The sequence below is a fragment of the Pseudomonas sp. PH1b genome (genome assembly GCF_000633395.1).
In the GTDB taxonomy this organism is placed as follows: domain Bacteria; phylum Pseudomonadota; class Gammaproteobacteria; order Pseudomonadales; family Pseudomonadaceae; genus Aquipseudomonas.
This window is the reverse complement of record NZ_AYMU01000001.1, coordinates 362,475-378,827: the sequence shown is the minus strand read 5'-3', so window position 1 is coordinate 378,827 and position 16,353 is coordinate 362,475. Positions and strand designations below refer to the sequence as shown.

The window sequence follows — 16,353 nt, the reverse complement described above, 5'->3', positions numbered from 1 at the left end:
TGAAGCATCGGCGTTTTGCTAGCTACCTATGTATAATGCCGCCGCTGACCACAGAGTCACGACGGCCGAACCGCTCTGCTACCGAAAAAACTAGCCGAGACTGGCCGCCCAAAGCCGGGCTGCTACCACAGCCCACCCGCTTGACGCTCGACTGATGCACCCAACATCACCGCGAAGAAACCTCGACATTCGGCTCATGGACGACCTTTGAACGAAAGCGCTTACCCGGCGCACCTCGAGTTTCTGCGCACGCTTTAGCAAAGAAGAGAGTTAATCCGAATATGCCCACCCGCTCGAAGATCATCTATACCTTCACCGACGAAGCCCCGGCCCTCGCCACCTATTCCCTGCTGCCTATCGTAGAAGCCTTCACCGCTTCGGCTGATATCGCCGTGGAAACCCGTGACATCTCCCTTGCCGGGCGCATCCTCGCCAGCTTCCCCGAGCAGTTGGGTGCCAAAGCGGTGCCGGACCACCTCGCCGAACTGGGCGAGCTGGCGGTCACCCCAGAAGCCAACATCATCAAGCTGCCGAACATCAGCGCCTCGGCCCCACAACTGCAAGCCGCGATCAAAGAGCTGCAGGCCCTGGGCTACGCCCTGCCGGACTACCCGGAAACCGTTACCAGCGATGCCGACAAGGACGCCAAGGCGCGTTACGACAAGGTCAAGGGCAGCGCCGTGAACCCGGTCCTGCGTGAAGGCAACTCCGACCGCCGCGCTCCGCTGTCGGTGAAGAACTATGCGCGCAAGCACCCGCACAAGATGGGCGCCTGGGCCAAGGACTCCAAGTCGCACATTGCCCACATGAACAATGGCGACTTCTACGGCAGCGAGAAGGCTGCCCTGATCGACGCCGCTGACAGCGTCAAGATCGAGCTGATCGCTCAAGACGGCACTGCCACCGTACTGAAGGAAAAGACCGCCGTGCAAGCCGGCGAGATCCTCGATTGCGCCGTGATGAGCAAAAAGGCCCTGCGCGCCTTCATCGCCGCTGAAATCGAAAGCGCCAAGCAACAAGGCGTGCTGCTGTCGGTACACCTCAAAGCCACCATGATGAAGGTTTCCGACCCGATCATGTTCGGCCAGATCGTTGCCGAGTTCTATCAGGACGCCCTGACCAAGCACGCTGCCGTGCTCAAGGAAATCGGCTTCAACCTGAACAACGGCATCGGCGACCTGTACGCCCGCATCAAGGCCCTGCCGGCCGACCAGCAAGCTGCCATCGAAGCCGACATCCAGGCCGTCTACGCTGCCCGCCCGGCCCTGGCCATGGTCAACTCCGACAAAGGCATCACCAACCTGCACGTACCGAGCGACGTGATCGTCGACGCCTCGATGCCAGCCATGATCCGTGACTCCGGCAAGATGTGGGGCACCGACGGCCAGCTGCACGACACCAAGGCGGTGATCCCGGACCGTTGCTACGCCACCATCTACCAGGCCGTGATCGAAGACTGCAAAGCCAATGGCGCCTTCGATCCAACCACCATGGGCAGCGTGCCGAACGTTGGCCTGATGGCCAAGAAAGCCGAAGAGTACGGCTCCCACGACAAGACTTTCGAAATCAAGGCTGACGGCGTGGTTCGCGTCACCGACAGCAAAGGCAGCCTGCTGCTGGAGCAGAAAGTCGAAGCCGGCGACATCTTCCGCATGTGCCAGACCAAAGACGCGCCGATCCAGGACTGGGTCAAGCTGGCCGTCAACCGTGCTCGCGCCAGCAGCACCCCGGCGATCTTCTGGCTGGACCCGATGCGCGCCCATGACGGCGTGATGATCGAGAAAGTCCAGGCTTACCTGAAGGATCACGACACCAGCGGCCTGGACATCCGCATCATGTCTCCGGTCGACGCCATGAAGTTCACCCTGGCCCGCACCCGCGAAGGCAAGGACACCATCTCGGTAACCGGCAACGTCCTGCGCGACTACCTGACCGACCTGTTCCCGATCATGGAACTGGGCACCAGCGCCAAGATGCTGTCGATCGTGCCGCTGATGAACGGTGGCGGCCTGTTCGAAACCGGCGCCGGCGGTTCGGCTCCGAAACACGTGCAGCAGCTGCTGGAAGAGAACTTCCTGCGCTGGGACTCCCTGGGTGAGTTCCTGGCCCTGGCCGCTTCCCTGGAGCACCTGGGCAACACCTACAACAACGCCAAGGCCCTGGTACTGGCCAAGACCCTGGACCAGGCCACCGGCCAGTTCCTCGACAACAACAAGTCGCCATCGCGCAAGGTCGGCAACATCGACAACCGCGGCAGCCACTTCTACCTGGCGCTGTACTGGGCTCAAGCCCTGGCCGCCCAGACCGAGGACGCTGCCCTGCAAGCGCAGTTCAGCACCCTGGCCAAGACCCTGACCGAGAACGAGGCGACCATCGTTGCCGAGCTCAACGCCGTACAGGGCAAGCCCGTGGACATCGGTGGCTACTACAGCGCCAACCCGGAGCTGGTGAGCCAGGCCATGCGCCCGAGCGCCACCCTCAACGCAGCCATCGCTGCGCTGGTGTAAGCACCACCGAACACACAAACCCCGGCCCCGCGCCGGGGTTTGTGCTTATAAAGCCTGTAGCAGCCGGCTTGCCGGCGAATGCCCCCACGCCCAATATGCGGCGCTCGCTTCGCCGGCAAGCCGGCTCCTACAATGCTCTTCCTTTATGAAGGAGTGCCTTTATGGAATGGCAACCTCACATCACCGTCGCCACCATCGTCGAGGACCAGGGTCGCTTCCTGTTCGTCGAGGAGTATCAGGGCGAACAAGCCGTGCTCAACCAGCCCGCCGGGCACCTGGATGCCAATGAAAGCCTGCTTCAGGCGGCCGTGCGTGAAACCCTGGAAGAAACCGGCTGGGACGTGGAATTGACCGGCGTGGTCGGCATCTACCTCTACACCGCCCCGAGCAATGGCGTCACCTACCAGCGCGTGTGCTTTGCCGCCAAGCCATTGCGCCAGCGTCCGGACTATCAACTGGACGACGGCATCATCGGTCCGCGCTGGCTGAGCCGCAGCGAGCTGCTGGAGCAGCGGGCCAACTGGCGCAGCGAGCTGATCCTGCAGTGCCTGGACGATTACCTGGACGGCCAACTGCACAGCCTGGCGCTGATCCGTCCGTCGCTTTAACCGCAGTTTTAGCCTTGCGGGCCTCAGCCTGTTAGAATCGCGTCCTTTTTCAAGACACCCATTGAATTCCTATGCGTGATCCAGCCCCTTCTGACACCCAAAAGAAGCGCGTCATCGTCGGCATGTCCGGCGGCGTGGATTCTTCCGTTTCCGCCCTCCTGCTGATGGAGCAGGGATACCAGGTGGAAGGCCTGTTCATGAAGAACTGGGAGGAAGACGACGGAACGGAATACTGCACCGCCATGGACGACCTCGCGGACGCCCAGGCTGTGTGCGACAAGATCGGCATCAAGCTGCACACTGCCAACTTTGCCGCCGAGTACTGGGACAACGTGTTCGAGCACTTCCTGGCTGAATACAAGGCTGGGCGCACGCCGAACCCGGACATCCTGTGCAACCGCGAAATCAAGTTCAAGGCGTTCCTCGACTACGCCCTGATGCTCGGCGCCGACCTGATCGCAACCGGCCACTACGTGCGCCGCCGCGACATCGATGGCCGCACCGAACTGCTCAAGGGCCTGGACCCGAACAAGGACCAGAGCTACTTCCTGCACGCCGTTGGTGGCGAACAGATCGCCAAGACCCTGTTCCCCGTCGGCGAACTGGAAAAGCCCGAGGTGCGTGCCATCGCCGAGAAGTACGAACTGGCCACCGCGAAGAAGAAGGACTCCACCGGCATCTGCTTTATCGGTGAGCGGCGCTTCAGCGACTTCCTCAAGCAGTACCTGCCGGCCCAGCCTGGCGAGATCAAGACCACTGAAGGTGAAGTCATCGGCCGCCACCACGGCCTGATGTACCACACCATCGGCCAGCGCCAGGGCCTGGGCATCGGCGGCCTGAAGGACGCCAGCGACGAGCCGTGGTACGTGCTGATCAAGGACCTGGAGCACAACGAGCTGATCGTTGGCCAAGGCAATGATCACCCCTGGCTGTTCTCCCGCGCCCTGCTGGCTTCGGAAATCTACTGGGTCAACCCGATCGACCTCGACCAGCCACGCCGCCTGACCGCCAAGGTGCGCTACCGCCAGAGCGATCAGCCCTGCACCCTGGAACGGACCGCCAGCGGCTACCGCGCCACCTTCGACGACCCGCAGCGGGCGGTGACCCCCGGCCAGTCCGTGGTGTTCTACGACGGCGAAGTCTGTCTCGGCGGCGGTGTGATCGAAGTGGCCGAGCCCTGGAGCAGCAAGGACGTGCGTCCATGAGCCCGATTCAGGAGCAACTGACGGCGCTGGGCGGGGTATTTTTGGCCGCAGTCCTGGTGGACCGCATCGCCAAGACCGGCCAGGTCAGCGAGGCAGCCCTGAGCTGCATGCTCGGCAGCCTGCTGATCCGCGATCCGAAGGACACCCTGGAAGTCTACGGCGGTGACGACATCAACCTGCGCGAAGGCTACCGGGCCCTGATCGGCGCCTTGGAACGCGACCCCAGCACCCTGCAACGCGAGCCACTGCGCTACGCCCTGTCGATGCTCGGCCTGGAGCGCCAACTGGCCAAGCGCGAGGACCTGCTGGAGACCATCGGCAAGCGCCTGCCGCAGATCCAATCCCAGGTGGAACACTTCGGCCCCGCCCATGAAAATGTGATCGCGGCCTGTGGCGGCCTATACCAGGACACCCTGAGCACCCTGCGCCAACGCATCCAGGTGCACGGCGACATGCGCAACCTGCAGCAGCCGAGCAACGCGTCGAAGATCCGCGCCCTGCTCTTGGCCGGCATCCGCTCGGCACGCCTGTGGCGCCAGCTGGGCGGGCATCGCTGGCAACTGGTGATCAGCCGGCGCAAATTGCTCAAAGAACTCTATCCATTGATGCGCAGCAGCTGAGCTGCGCTGGCTCTACCTGCTTTTTTCAAGAGCTGCGCGTAAGACGCTGGTCAGTTGGCAACGGACCGGCGGATATTTTCATGTATGATACGCGCCCCATTTCGTTGCCCGACTGTCCGAGAACACCCCATGCAGCTCTCTTCGCTCACTGCGGTTTCCCCTGTTGACGGCCGCTACGCCGGCAAAACCCAGGCCCTGCGCCCTATTTTCAGCGAGTACGGCCTGATCCGTGCCCGCGTTCTGGTTGAAGTGCGCTGGCTCCAGCGCCTGGCCGCCCACAGCGCCATCAGCGAAGTGCCGGCGTTTTCCGCCGAAGCCAACGCCGTCCTCAATGCCCTGGCGGAGAACTTCTCCCTGGAGCACGCCGAGCGCGTCAAAGAGATCGAGCGCACCACCAACCACGACGTCAAGGCCATCGAGTACCTGCTCAAGGAACAAGCTGCCAAGCTGCCTGAGCTGGCCAACGTCAGTGAATTCATCCACTTTGCCTGCACCAGCGAGGACATCAACAACCTGTCCCACGCCCTGATGCTGCGCGAAGGCCGTGATGAGGTGATGCTGCCCCTGATGCGCCAGACCGCCAACGCCATCCGCGAACTGGCGATCCGCTTCGCCGAAGTGCCGATGCTCTCGCGCACCCACGGCCAGCCGGCTTCGCCGACCACCCTGGGCAAAGAGCTGGCCAACGTGGTTTATCGTCTTGAGCGCCAGATCGCCCAGGTGGCCGCCGTGCCGCTGCTGGGCAAGATCAACGGCGCCGTGGGCAACTACAACGCCCACCTGTCGGCCTACCCGCAGATCGACTGGGAAGCCAACGCCCGCGCCTTCATCGAAGACGAGCTGGGCCTGGCCTTCAACCCCTACACCACCCAGATCGAACCTCACGACTACATCGCCGAGCTGTTCGATGCCATCGCCCGCTTCAACACCATCCTGATCGACTTCGATCGCGATATCTGGGGCTACATCTCCCTGGGCTATTTCAAGCAGCGCACCATTGCCGGCGAGATCGGTTCCTCGACCATGCCGCACAAGGTCAACCCGATCGACTTCGAAAACTCCGAAGGCAACCTGGGTATCGCCAACGCGCTGTTCCAGCACCTGGCGAGCAAACTGCCGATCTCCCGCTGGCAGCGCGACCTGACCGACTCCACCGTGCTGCGCAATCTGGGCGTTGGTTTCGCCCACAGCGTCATCGCCTACGAGGCCAGCCTCAAGGGCATCAGCAAGCTGGAACTGAACGAGCAGAAAATCGCTGCCGACCTGGACGCCTGCTGGGAAGTGCTGGCCGAGCCGATCCAGACCGTGATGCGCCGCTACAACATCGAAAACCCCTACGAGAAACTCAAGGAACTGACCCGCGGCAAGGGCATCAGCCCTGAAGCGCTGCAGACTTTCATCGACGGGCTGGACATGCCTGCCGAGGCCAAGGCCGAGCTCAAGCAACTGACCCCGGCCAGCTACATCGGCAACGCCGTGGCCCAGGCCAAGCGCATCTGACCGATTGCTCGACCTTTTGACGCCCGGCCGCGCCGGGCGTTTTTATTCCTGCTAGAAAAGTACACTTTTTCAATAGGTTACACATGAATCCTGATACTCCTCTGCAACTTCTGGGTGGCCTCACCGCGCGAGAATTCCTGCGTGACTATTGGCAGAAGAAACCCTTGCTGGTCCGCCAGGCGATGCCCGACTTCGAAAGCCCGATCGATGCCGACGAACTGGCCGGCCTGGCCCTGGAAGAAGAAGTCGAATCACGCCTGGTGATCGAGAACGGTGAACGCCCCTGGGAGCTGCGCCGCGGCCCGTTCGCCGAAGACGAGTTCAGCAAGCTGCCGGAACGCGACTGGACCCTGCTGGTGCAGGCCGTGGACCAGTTCGTCCCGGAAGTCGCCGAGCTGCTGGAGCACTTCCGCTTCCTGCCGAGCTGGCGCGTCGACGATGTGATGATCAGCTTCGCCGCCCCTGGTGGCAGCGTCGGCCCGCACTTCGACAACTACGACGTGTTCCTGCTGCAGGGCCATGGCAAGCGCAACTGGAAGATCGGCCAGATGTGCGATTCCGAGAGCCCGCTGCTGCAGCACGCGGACCTGCGCATTCTCGCCGAGTTCGAAGAAACCGAAGGCTGGGTCCTGGAGCCGGGTGACATGCTCTACCTGCCTCCGCGCCTGGCCCACTGTGGCGTTGCGGTTAACGACTGCATGACTTACTCGGTGGGCTTCCGTGCCCCAAGCGCCTCTGAGGTGCTGACCCACTTCACCGACTTCCTCAGCCAGTTCCTGTCCGACGAAGAGCGCTACACCGACGCCGACGCCCAGCCGGTCAGCGATCCGCACCAGATCCAGCACGATGCCCTGGACCGCCTCAAGGCTCTGCTGGCCGAGCACATGAGCGACGAGCGCCTGCTGCTGACCTGGTTTGGCCAGTTCATGACCGAGCCGCGCTACCCGGAGCTGGTGGTAGGGCCGGAACTGGAAGAGGAAGACCTGCTGGCCGGCCTGGAACAGGGTGCGGTGCTGATCCGCAACCCGAGCGCGCGCCTGGCCTGGTCCGAGGTCGATGACGACCTGTTGCTGTTCGCCAGCGGCCAAAGTCGCCTGCTTCCCGGTAAACTGCGTGAACTGTTGAAAATGGTTTGCGCGGCCGATGCCCTGCATGTCGACAACCTCGGCTCCTGGCTGGCGGATGACGATGGGCGCAGCCTGCTGTGTGAACTGGTCAAGCAAGGGAGCCTGGGGTTTGCCGATGAATAAGATTCGCGTACGTGTCGCAGACTGGCAAAAGGACAACGCCGAGATCCGGCGCATTCGTGAAGCGGTGTTCATTGCCGAGCAGGCAGTACCGCCCGAACTGGAATGGGATGCCGACGACGACAGCGCCGTGCACTTCCTGGCCTTCGAGGGTGATTTCCCTATCGGTACCGCGCGCCTGCTGCCCGACGGGCATATCGGCCGGGTCTCGGTACTCAAGGACTGGCGCGGCCTCAAGGTTGGCGACGCACTGATGCGTGCGGTGATCGACGAAGCCGAGAAGCGCGGCCTGCAGCAACAGATGCTCAGCGCCCAGGTTCAGGCCACGCCGTTCTACGAGCGCCTGGGCTTCTCGATTGTCAGCCAGGAATTCCTCGAAGCCGGGATTCCTCACGTCGACATGGTGCGCGGCGCCTGACCCGAGTGCCCGAGCCACGCGTTGGATAAAACGCCCCAGCGCCCTGGACCTCAGCCAACTAGGCTGGAGTTCAGGGCGCTGGGGCGTTTTGCCATCCGCCATTCAACTTGCCCCACTGCGCGCCGACAAAGTGTCAAACTCAAGGCTTTACCCCAGCTATTCGCGGAGATAACGGATATGTCCCTACGCACCTTGCTCACGACGCTGCTGCTGACTTTCAGCTGCGCGGTCATGGCCGCCACCGAGATCGTGCCCCTCAACAACCGCACCAGTGCCGATCTGCTGCCGGTGGCGCAGAACTTCCTTGGCAAGGACGGCAAGGTCAGCGCCTACGGCAACCAACTGATCGTCAACGCCGAACCGGAGAAGATCGCCGAACTGCGAGCCTTCATCGCCCAGCTGGACACCGCCGCCAAACGCCTGCTGATCACTGTCGACACCAATGAAAACAATTTCCAGGACAACCAGGGCTACTCGGTCAATGGCGCGCCTCAGACCCGCATCATCAATCGCAGCACCGAAAGCCGCGACGGCGGCATTCAGCAGATCCAGGCCAGCGAGGGCGTGCCGGCACTGATCCAGGTCGGCCAGAGCGTGCCGCTCACCACCACCCAGACCGATCCCTACGGGCGGCTGCAGAACCAGACCCAGTACCGCAACGTCACCCAGGGCTTCTACGTCACTGCCAGCGTGACCGGCGAGACCGTGCACCTGAGCATCAGTACCAACCGTGACCGGATGAGCCAGGAACGTCCCGATGTAGTGAACGTGCAAAGCACCGACACAAGCGTCAGCGGCCGCCTCGGCGAGTGGATTACCCTGGCCGGTGTCAATCGCCAGACCCAGGCCGATAAACAGGGGCTTGGCCGCAGTTACTCGACCCAGGGCCGGGATGACATGACCTTGCGGGTCAAGGTCGACACCCTGGACTAAAGCACCAAAAACTGACTGATAAGTCGTATTAGACCAAAGATGTAGTGCTGCAAAAAAAGCACTACAAAACATTTGACGAGCCAAAAAACCGCGGGCATGATGGCCTCGCTCCCGCTAATCAGGGGCCCTGGCAAGGGCCTTCGGATCGCGCTCTAACCTACCCGCCTGAGCCGATTCGTGTCTGTACCGCCCACAAGGTGTGTTTGACGAGATTGCGACTGGAACGAAGTTGTCCCGAGGGACGGAAGCGTAATTAGGTCGATCGGCAACACACTGATGGAACGTATGAAGGCCCACGACGCCGGAATGCGCCCGCAGCTCGCCTTCACCTGCTCACTCTCCTCCTCGAGCCCATCGTTCACCCGTCGCCATCCCCGCCAAACCCGACTTGGCCGCCTAAGCTTCCTGGTCAGCGAGCAGCCTTCTACGCACTTTTCACCTGCGTAAGTGGCGAGCCGGAATTTTCCGCCCAAGAACGACTTTTTACACAAGACGCGACGAGGTTTATCTCCATGGCACTGACACGCGAACAGCAAATTGCAGCCCTTGAAAAAGACTGGGCTGAAAACCCGCGCTGGAAAGGCGTGACTCGCACTTATTCCGCTGCCGACGTGGTTCGTCTGCGTGGCTCGGTTCAGCCCGAGCACACCCTGGCACGCATGGGCGCCGAGAAGCTCTGGAACCTGGTCACCCAAGGCGCCAAGCCGTCCTTCCGTCCTGAGAAAGACTTCGTCAACTGCATGGGCGCCCTGACCGGCGGCCAGGCTGTGCAACAGGTCAAAGCCGGCATCCAGGCAATCTACCTGTCCGGCTGGCAAGTGGCTGCGGACAACAACTCCGCCGAATCCATGTACCCAGACCAGTCGCTGTACCCGGTGGACTCGGTTCCAACCGTGGTCAAGCGCATCAACAACTCGTTCCGTCGCGCCGACCAGATCCAGTGGAAAGCCGGCAAGAACCCGGGCGACGACGGCTACATCGATTACTTCGCGCCAATCGTGGCTGACGCCGAAGCCGGCTTCGGCGGCGTGCTGAACGCCTACGAGCTGATGAAGAGCATGATCGAGGCAGGCGCCGCCGGCGTTCACTTCGAAGACCAACTGGCTTCGGTGAAAAAATGCGGCCACATGGGCGGCAAGGTGCTGGTTCCGACCCAGGAAGCCGTACAGAAGCTCACCGCTGCTCGTCTGGCGGCCGACGTTGCCGGTGTACCGACCATCATCCTGGCCCGTACCGACGCCAACGCTGCGGACCTGCTGACTTCCGACTGCGACCCGTACGACCAGCCATTCGTGACTGGCACCCGTACCCAGGAAGGCTTCTACAAAGTCAAAGCCGGCCTGGACCAGGCAATTGCCCGCGGCCTGGCTTACGCTCCGTACGCCGACCTGATCTGGTGCGAAACCGCCAAGCCGGACCTGGACGAAGCCCGCCGCTTTGCCGAAGCGATCAAGAAGGAATACCCGGACCAGATCCTGTCGTACAACTGCTCGCCTTCCTTCAACTGGAAGAAGAACCTGGACGACGCGACCATCGCCAAGTTCCAGCGCGAACTGTCCGCCATGGGCTACAAGCACCAGTTCATCACCCTGGCTGGCATCCACAACATGTGGCACAGCATGTTCAACCTGGCGCACGACTACGCCCGCAACGACATGACCGCCTACGTGAAGCTGCAGGAGCAGGAGTTCGCTGACGCTGCCAAGGGCTACACCTTCGTGGCTCACCAGCAGGAAGTGGGCACCGGCTACTTCGACGACATGACCACCGTGATCCAGGGTGGTTCGTCCTCGGTAACCGCCCTGACCGGCTCCACCGAAGAAGAGCAGTTCCATTGATTCTAGGCCTCGCGCCTTGATCGAGCGGCCAATGCAGACCCGGTAAAAACAACTGCATTGCTGTAAAGCTGACGCCCCGACTGGTTCGGGGCGTTTTTTTTTGCCCCACCCCACCCCATCGACGGGATCGACCTGTCGACAACCTGACAGGCCTACCCCCTCGCGCAGCACAAACGTACGCCTGGCAGCCGGCACCTGCAGAAAATCGGCAAAACATTGATCCAGGGCGGTGTCATCGAAGACCAAACCGGTTAAAAGGTGCGCCCCTGCTACTTGCAGTAACAGCCATGTAAGAAGCAACTTTCCCACTTACCAGAGGAAAGCAGTTTAAAAAGCCGTCCAAACAATATTGATTATCATTTAGCTAATGTAACTTTCGTTACAGCCGCAACAAAACATAATTAACAAAACCCTCGCTAATGCCCGCAGGCCGCGGCTTACGGGGCTGAGCAGGTGAGCTATGTCCTTATTACGATAAACAATTTCGCTTTAGAAATTTTACTTGCCCGGTGTTTAGCCATAAAATCAGCGCGATTGATTGCGCTGCGACATATCGTCACTGCTTTATTTCTTTATCAAGCTCAGAGACTCTTGCTCTCTGTTAAGGATTACCAGCATGCCCGAAGCGACAGGACTCATGGCCCACAACTGGGGCTTTGCCATTTTCCTTCTGGGTGTTGTCGGCCTTTGCGCCTTCATGCTCGGCGTCTCCAGCCTCCTCGGGTCAAAAGCCTGGGGCCGCAGCAAAAACGAACCGTTCGAGTCCGGCATGCTACCTACCGGTGGCGCCCGCTTGCGGCTCTCAGCCAAATTCTATCTGGTCGCGATGCTCTTCGTGATCTTCGATATCGAAGCCCTCTTTCTCTTTGCCTGGTCTGTGTCCGTCCGCGAAAGCGGCTGGACCGGATTCGTCGAAGCTCTCGTTTTCATAGCAATTCTGTTGGCAGGTCTTGTCTACCTTTGGCGGGTGGGGGCTCTTGATTGGGCTCCGGAAGGTCGTCGTAAGCGGCAGGCGAAGCTAAAACAATGAGGCTTTGGCGATGCAATACAATCTCACCAGGATCGACCCCGATGCTCCTAACGATCAGTACCCGATCGGCGAACGGGAAACCGTTTCCGATCCGTTAGAGGATCAGGTCCACAAAAACATCTTCATGGGCAAGCTCGAAGACGTGCTGAGCGGCGCGGTCAACTGGGGGCGTAAGAACTCCCTGTGGCCGTACAACTTCGGCCTGTCCTGCTGCTACGTGGAAATGACCACTGCTTTCACGGCGCCCCACGACATCGCGCGCTTCGGCGCCGAGGTGATCCGGGCATCGCCGCGTCAGGCAGACTTCATGGTTATTGCCGGTACCTGCTTCATCAAGATGGCGCCGATCATCCAGCGTCTCTACGAGCAAATGCTCGAGCCCAAGTGGGTCATCTCCATGGGTTCGTGCGCCAACTCCGGCGGCATGTACGACATCTACTCCGTGGTTCAGGGGGTGGACAAGTTCCTGCCCGTGGACGTCTACGTACCTGGCTGCCCGCCCCGCCCTGAAGCGTTCCTGCAAGGCCTGATGCTTTTGCAGGAGTCGATTGGCAAGGAGCGTCGCCCACTTTCCTGGGTCGTCGGTGATCAAGGCGTGTATCGCGCCGAGATGCCGTCGCAAAAGGAGGCGCGCCGCGAACAGCGAATTCAGGTCACCAACCTGCGCAGCCCTGACGAAGTCTGATCCAGCTCCGTTCTCGAAACGACACTGGCTTCACTCTTTACGTTGACCGAAAGCGATAAAAAATCATGACTACAGGCAGTGCTCTGTACATCCCGCCTTATAAGGCTGACGACCAGGATGTGGTTGTCGAACTCAATAACCGTTTTGGCCCTGAGGCGTTCACCGCCCAGGCCACCCGCACCGGCATGCCGGTGCTTTGGGTTACCCGCGCCAAACTTGTCGAAGTCCTGACCTTCCTGCGCAACCTGCCCAAGCCGTACGTCATGCTCTATGACCTGCACGGTGTGGACGAGCGCCTGCGCACCAAGCGCCAGGGCCTGCCAGGTGCCGACTTCAGCGTCTTCTATCACCTGCTGTCGATCGAACGTAACAGCGACGTGATGATCAAGGTTGCATTGTCCGAAGGTGATCTCAGCCTGCCGACCGTGACCGGTATCTGGCCCAACGCCAACTGGTACGAGCGTGAAGTCTGGGACATGTTCGGCATCGACTTTGCCGGCCACCCTCACCTGTCGCGCATCATGATGCCGCCGACCTGGGAAGGTCACCCGCTGCGCAAGGACTTCCCGGCCCGTGCCACGGAATTCGATCCGTTCACCCTGAGTCTGGCCAAGCAACAGCTGGAAGAAGAAGCCGCGCGCTTCCGTCCGGAAGACTGGGGCATGAAGCGTTCCGGCGCCAACGAGGACTATATGTTCCTCAACCTGGGGCCAAACCACCCTTCGGCTCACGGTGCGTTCCGTATCGTCATGCAGCTGGACGGTGAAGAGATCGTCGACTGCGTCCCGGACATCGGTTACCACCACCGTGGCGCCGAGAAGATGGCCGAGCGTCAGTCGTGGCACAGCTTCATTCCCTACACCGACCGTATCGACTACCTCGGCGGGGTGATGAACAACCTGCCGTACGTGCTCTCGGTCGAGAAGCTGGCGGGCATCAAGGTGCCGGAGAAGGTCGACGTCATCCGCATCATGATGGCCGAGTTCTTCCGGATCACCAGCCACCTGCTGTTCCTGGGTACCTACATCCAGGACGTCGGCGCCATGACCCCGGTGTTCTTCACCTTCACCGACCGCCAGAAGGCCTACACGGTGATCGAAGCCATCACCGGCTTCCGCCTGCACCCGGCCTGGTACCGCATCGGTGGCGTCGCCCACGACCTGCCACGGGGCTGGGACAAGCTGGTGAAGGACTTCGTCGAATGGCTGCCCAAGCGCCTCGACGAATACACCAAGGCTGCCCTGCAGAACAGCATCCTCAAGGGACGTACCATCGGCGTCGCGGCCTACAACACCAAGGAAGCCCTGGAATGGGGCGTCACCGGTGCCGGCCTGCGTTCTACCGGTTGCGATTTCGACCTGCGCAAGGCCCGCCCGTACTCCGGCTACGAGAACTTCGAGTTCGAAGTGCCGCTGGCGGCCAATGGCGATGCCTACGACCGTTGCATGGTTCGCGTCGAAGAAATGCGCCAGAGCATCAAGATCATCGACCAGTGCCTGCGCAACATGCCGGAAGGCCCGTACAAGGCGGATCACCCGCTGACCACGCCGCCGCCGAAAGAGCGCACCCTGCAGCACATCGAAACCTTGATCACGCACTTCCTGCAGGTTTCGTGGGGCCCGGTCATGCCGGCCAACGAATCCTTCCAGATGATCGAAGCGACCAAGGGCATCAACAGTTATTACCTGACGAGCGATGGCGGCACCATGAGCTACCGCACCCGGATCCGCACTCCAAGCTTCGCCCACCTGCAGCAGATCCCTTCGGTGATCCGTGGCAGCATGGTCGCGGACTTGATCGCGTACCTGGGTAGTATCGACTTCGTTATGGCCGACGTGGACCGCTAAGCATGAACAGCACGCTTATCCAGACAGACCGTTTCGCCCTGAGCGAAACCGAGCGCTCGGCCATCGAGCACGAGATGCATCACTACGAAGACCCGCGCGCGGCGTCGATCGAGGCCCTGAAGATCGTCCAGAAGGAACGTGGCTGGGTGCCTGACGGCGCGGTCTACGCCATCGGCGAGATCCTCGGCATCCCCGCCAGCGACGTGGAAGGCGTGGCGACGTTCTACAGCCAGATCTTCCGCCAGCCCGTGGGCCGCCACATCATTCGCGTCTGCGACAGCATGGTCTGCTACATCGGCGGCCATGAGTCCGTGGTCAGCCAGATCCAGAGCGAGCTGGGCATCGGCCTCGGCCAGACCACCGCCGACGGCCGCTTCACCCTGCTGCCGGTGTGCTGCCTGGGCAACTGCGACAAGGCCCCGGCGCTGATGATCGACGACGACACTTTCGGCGACGTGCAGCCTGCTGGCGTGGCCAAACTGTTGGAGGGCTACGTATGACCCTGACCTCTTTCGGTCCTGCAAACCGCATCCAGCGCAGCGCAGAAACCCACCCCCTGACCTGGCGCCTGCGCGACGACGGCGAGCCGGTATGGCTCGACGAGTACCAGGCCAAGAACGGCTACGCGGCAGCCCGCAAGGCTTTCGCCGACCTGTCCCAGGACGACATCGTGCAGACCGTCAAGGATGCCGGCCTCAAGGGTCGCGGCGGTGCGGGCTTCCCCACCGGCGTGAAGTGGGGCCTGATGCCCAAAGACGAATCCATGAACATCCGCTACCTGCTGTGCAACGCGGATGAAATGGAGCCCAACACCTGGAAAGACCGCATGCTGATGGAGCAACTGCCCCATCTGCTGATCGAAGGCATGCTGATCAGTGCCCGCGCACTGAAGACCTACCGTGGCTACATCTTCCTGCGGGGCGAGTACACCACCGCTGCCAAGCACCTGCGCCGGGCCGTGGAAGAAGCCAAGGCCGCCGGCCTGCTGGGCAAGAACATCCTGGGCAGCGGCTTCGATTTCGAGCTGTTCGTCCACACCGGTGCCGGGCGTTACATCTGCGGTGAAGAAACCGCGCTGATCAACTCCCTGGAAGGCCGTCGCGCCAACCCGCGCTCCAAGCCGCCCTTCCCTGCCGCCGTCGGCGTGTGGGGCAAGCCGACCTGCGTGAACAACGTCGAGACCCTGTGCAACGTGCCGGCGATCATCGGCGACGGCGTGGAGTGGTACAAATCCCTGGCCCGCGAAGGCAGCGAGGACCACGGCACCAAGCTGATGGGCTTCTCCGGCAAGGTGAAGAACCCTGGCCTGTGGGAACTGCCCTTCGGCGTGACCGCCCGTGAGCTGTTCGAGGACTACGCCGGCGGCATGCGCGACGGCTACAAGCTCAAGTGCTGGCAACCAGGCGGCGCCGGCACCGGCTTCCTGCTGCCGGAGCACCTGGACGCCCAGATGTATGCCGGCGGCATCGCCAAAGTGGGCACCCGCATGGGTACCGGCCTGGCCATGGCGGTGGACGACAGCATCAACATGGTGTCGCTGCTGCGCAACATGGAGCAGTTCTTCGCCCGTGAGTCCTGCGGTTTCTGCACCCCGTGCCGTGACGGTCTGCCCTGGAGCGTCAAGCTGCTGATGGCGATCGAAAAAGGTCAAGGCCAGCCCGGCGACATCGAGACCCTGCTGGGTCTGGTGGGATTCCTCGGCCCAGGCAAGACCTTCTGTGCTCACGCACCGGGCGCCGTGGAACCATTGGGCAGTGCCATCAAGTATTTCCGTCCAGAGTTCGAAGCCGGCATCGCGCCCATCAGCGCCGCCGTCCCGCCTCTGGCGCGTCCGATCGTAGTCGGCGCGTAACACCGATAAAGGCGCCGGGCCCGTGCCCTGCGCCTGACGTGCGATGACGCCGTGAACGGCTGT

General features: G+C 61.8%; 14 protein-coding genes. All 14 read left to right on the top strand.

The genetic code is table 11. The features are described 5' to 3' along the window. The first annotated feature begins 281 nt into the window (after positions 1-281). Complete coding sequence (locus tag U873_RS0101755) at positions 282-2,507, top strand: NADP-dependent isocitrate dehydrogenase (RefSeq protein ID WP_025126597.1); 2,226 nt, start codon at positions 282-284, stop codon at positions 2,505-2,507. Positions 2,508-2,668: 161 nt separating this feature from the next. Then, on the top strand, positions 2,669-3,115 hold the full coding sequence (locus U873_RS0101750) for an NUDIX hydrolase (protein WP_025126596.1): 447 nt from the start codon (positions 2,669-2,671) through the stop codon (positions 3,113-3,115). Positions 3,116-3,186: 71 nt separating this feature from the next. Next, complete coding sequence (gene mnmA / locus U873_RS0101745; RefSeq protein ID WP_025126595.1) at positions 3,187-4,320, top strand: tRNA 2-thiouridine(34) synthase MnmA; 1,134 nt, start codon at positions 3,187-3,189, stop codon at positions 4,318-4,320. Beyond that, positions 4,317-4,940 carry a high frequency lysogenization protein HflD gene (gene hflD, locus U873_RS0101740; protein ID WP_025126594.1) on the top strand — a complete coding sequence of 208 codons (624 nt, stop codon included), beginning with the start codon at positions 4,317-4,319 and terminating at the stop codon, positions 4,938-4,940. Before mnmA ends, hflD begins: the two co-directional genes overlap by 4 nt. Positions 4,941-5,069: 129 nt before the next feature. Beyond that, a complete protein-coding gene (gene purB / locus U873_RS0101735) occupies positions 5,070-6,440 on the top strand; it encodes an adenylosuccinate lyase (RefSeq protein WP_025126593.1) in 1,371 nt (456 codons plus the stop codon). A gap of 83 nt (positions 6,441-6,523) precedes the next feature. Further along, on the top strand, positions 6,524-7,690 hold the full coding sequence (locus tag U873_RS0101730) for a cupin domain-containing protein (protein WP_025126592.1): 1,167 nt from the start codon (positions 6,524-6,526) through the stop codon (positions 7,688-7,690). Then, a complete protein-coding gene (locus tag U873_RS0101725; RefSeq protein ID WP_025126591.1) occupies positions 7,683-8,105 on the top strand; it encodes a GNAT family N-acetyltransferase in 423 nt (140 codons plus the stop codon). The genes U873_RS0101730 and U873_RS0101725 overlap by 8 nt, the downstream gene beginning before the upstream one ends. A gap of 177 nt (positions 8,106-8,282) precedes the next feature. Continuing rightward, a complete protein-coding gene (locus tag U873_RS0101720) occupies positions 8,283-9,038 on the top strand; it encodes a secretin N-terminal domain-containing protein (protein ID WP_025126590.1) in 756 nt (251 codons plus the stop codon). Positions 9,039-9,550: 512 nt separating this feature from the next. Continuing rightward, complete coding sequence (aceA, locus tag U873_RS0101715) at positions 9,551-10,876, top strand: isocitrate lyase (protein WP_025126589.1); 1,326 nt, start codon at positions 9,551-9,553, stop codon at positions 10,874-10,876. Positions 10,877-11,492: 616 nt separating this feature from the next. Beyond that, a complete protein-coding gene (locus U873_RS0101710) occupies positions 11,493-11,906 on the top strand; it encodes an NADH-quinone oxidoreductase subunit A (protein WP_011062185.1) in 414 nt (137 codons plus the stop codon). A 10-nt stretch (positions 11,907-11,916) separates the two neighbouring features. Beyond that, the gene (locus U873_RS0101705; protein ID WP_025126588.1) at positions 11,917-12,591 is read left to right on the top strand and encodes an NADH-quinone oxidoreductase subunit B family protein; all 675 of its coding nucleotides are present in this window, start codon (positions 11,917-11,919) and stop codon (positions 12,589-12,591) included. Between the two features lie 65 nt (positions 12,592-12,656). Then, the gene (gene nuoC, locus U873_RS0101700) at positions 12,657-14,438 is read left to right on the top strand and encodes an NADH-quinone oxidoreductase subunit C/D (RefSeq protein ID WP_025126587.1); all 1,782 of its coding nucleotides are present in this window, start codon (positions 12,657-12,659) and stop codon (positions 14,436-14,438) included. A gap of 2 nt (positions 14,439-14,440) precedes the next feature. Beyond that, positions 14,441-14,938: an NADH-quinone oxidoreductase subunit NuoE gene (gene nuoE / locus U873_RS0101695; protein ID WP_011062188.1), complete on the top strand. Its 498-nt coding sequence runs from the start codon at positions 14,441-14,443 to the stop codon at positions 14,936-14,938. After that, entirely contained in the window at positions 14,935-16,290 is a 1,356-nt protein-coding gene (nuoF, locus tag U873_RS0101690; protein ID WP_025126586.1) for an NADH-quinone oxidoreductase subunit NuoF, read from the top strand. The genes nuoE and nuoF overlap by 4 nt, the downstream gene beginning before the upstream one ends. Positions 16,291-16,353 lie beyond the last annotated feature (63 nt).

Excerpts from the sequence above, each read along its gene's own strand:
- U873_RS0101755 (WP_025126597.1), top strand. The coding sequence starts at position 282 with ATGCCCACCCGCTCGAAGATCATCTATACCTTCACCGACGAAGCCCCG.
- U873_RS0101750 (WP_025126596.1), top strand. The coding sequence starts at position 2,669 with ATGGAATGGCAACCTCACATCACCGTCGCCACCATCGTCGAGGACCAG.
- mnmA (WP_025126595.1), top strand. The coding sequence starts at position 3,187 with ATGCGTGATCCAGCCCCTTCTGACACCCAAAAGAAGCGCGTCATCGTC.
- hflD (WP_025126594.1), top strand. The coding sequence starts at position 4,317 with ATGAGCCCGATTCAGGAGCAACTGACGGCGCTGGGCGGGGTATTTTTG.
- purB (WP_025126593.1), top strand. The coding sequence starts at position 5,070 with ATGCAGCTCTCTTCGCTCACTGCGGTTTCCCCTGTTGACGGCCGCTAC.
- U873_RS0101730 (WP_025126592.1), top strand. The coding sequence starts at position 6,524 with ATGAATCCTGATACTCCTCTGCAACTTCTGGGTGGCCTCACCGCGCGA.
- U873_RS0101725 (WP_025126591.1), top strand. The coding sequence starts at position 7,683 with ATGAATAAGATTCGCGTACGTGTCGCAGACTGGCAAAAGGACAACGCC.
- U873_RS0101720 (WP_025126590.1), top strand. The coding sequence starts at position 8,283 with ATGTCCCTACGCACCTTGCTCACGACGCTGCTGCTGACTTTCAGCTGC.
- aceA (WP_025126589.1), top strand. The coding sequence starts at position 9,551 with ATGGCACTGACACGCGAACAGCAAATTGCAGCCCTTGAAAAAGACTGG.
- U873_RS0101710 (WP_011062185.1), top strand. The coding sequence starts at position 11,493 with ATGCCCGAAGCGACAGGACTCATGGCCCACAACTGGGGCTTTGCCATT.
- U873_RS0101705 (WP_025126588.1), top strand. The coding sequence starts at position 11,917 with ATGCAATACAATCTCACCAGGATCGACCCCGATGCTCCTAACGATCAG.
- nuoC (WP_025126587.1), top strand. The coding sequence starts at position 12,657 with ATGACTACAGGCAGTGCTCTGTACATCCCGCCTTATAAGGCTGACGAC.
- nuoE (WP_011062188.1), top strand. The coding sequence starts at position 14,441 with ATGAACAGCACGCTTATCCAGACAGACCGTTTCGCCCTGAGCGAAACC.
- nuoF (WP_025126586.1), top strand. The coding sequence starts at position 14,935 with ATGACCCTGACCTCTTTCGGTCCTGCAAACCGCATCCAGCGCAGCGCA.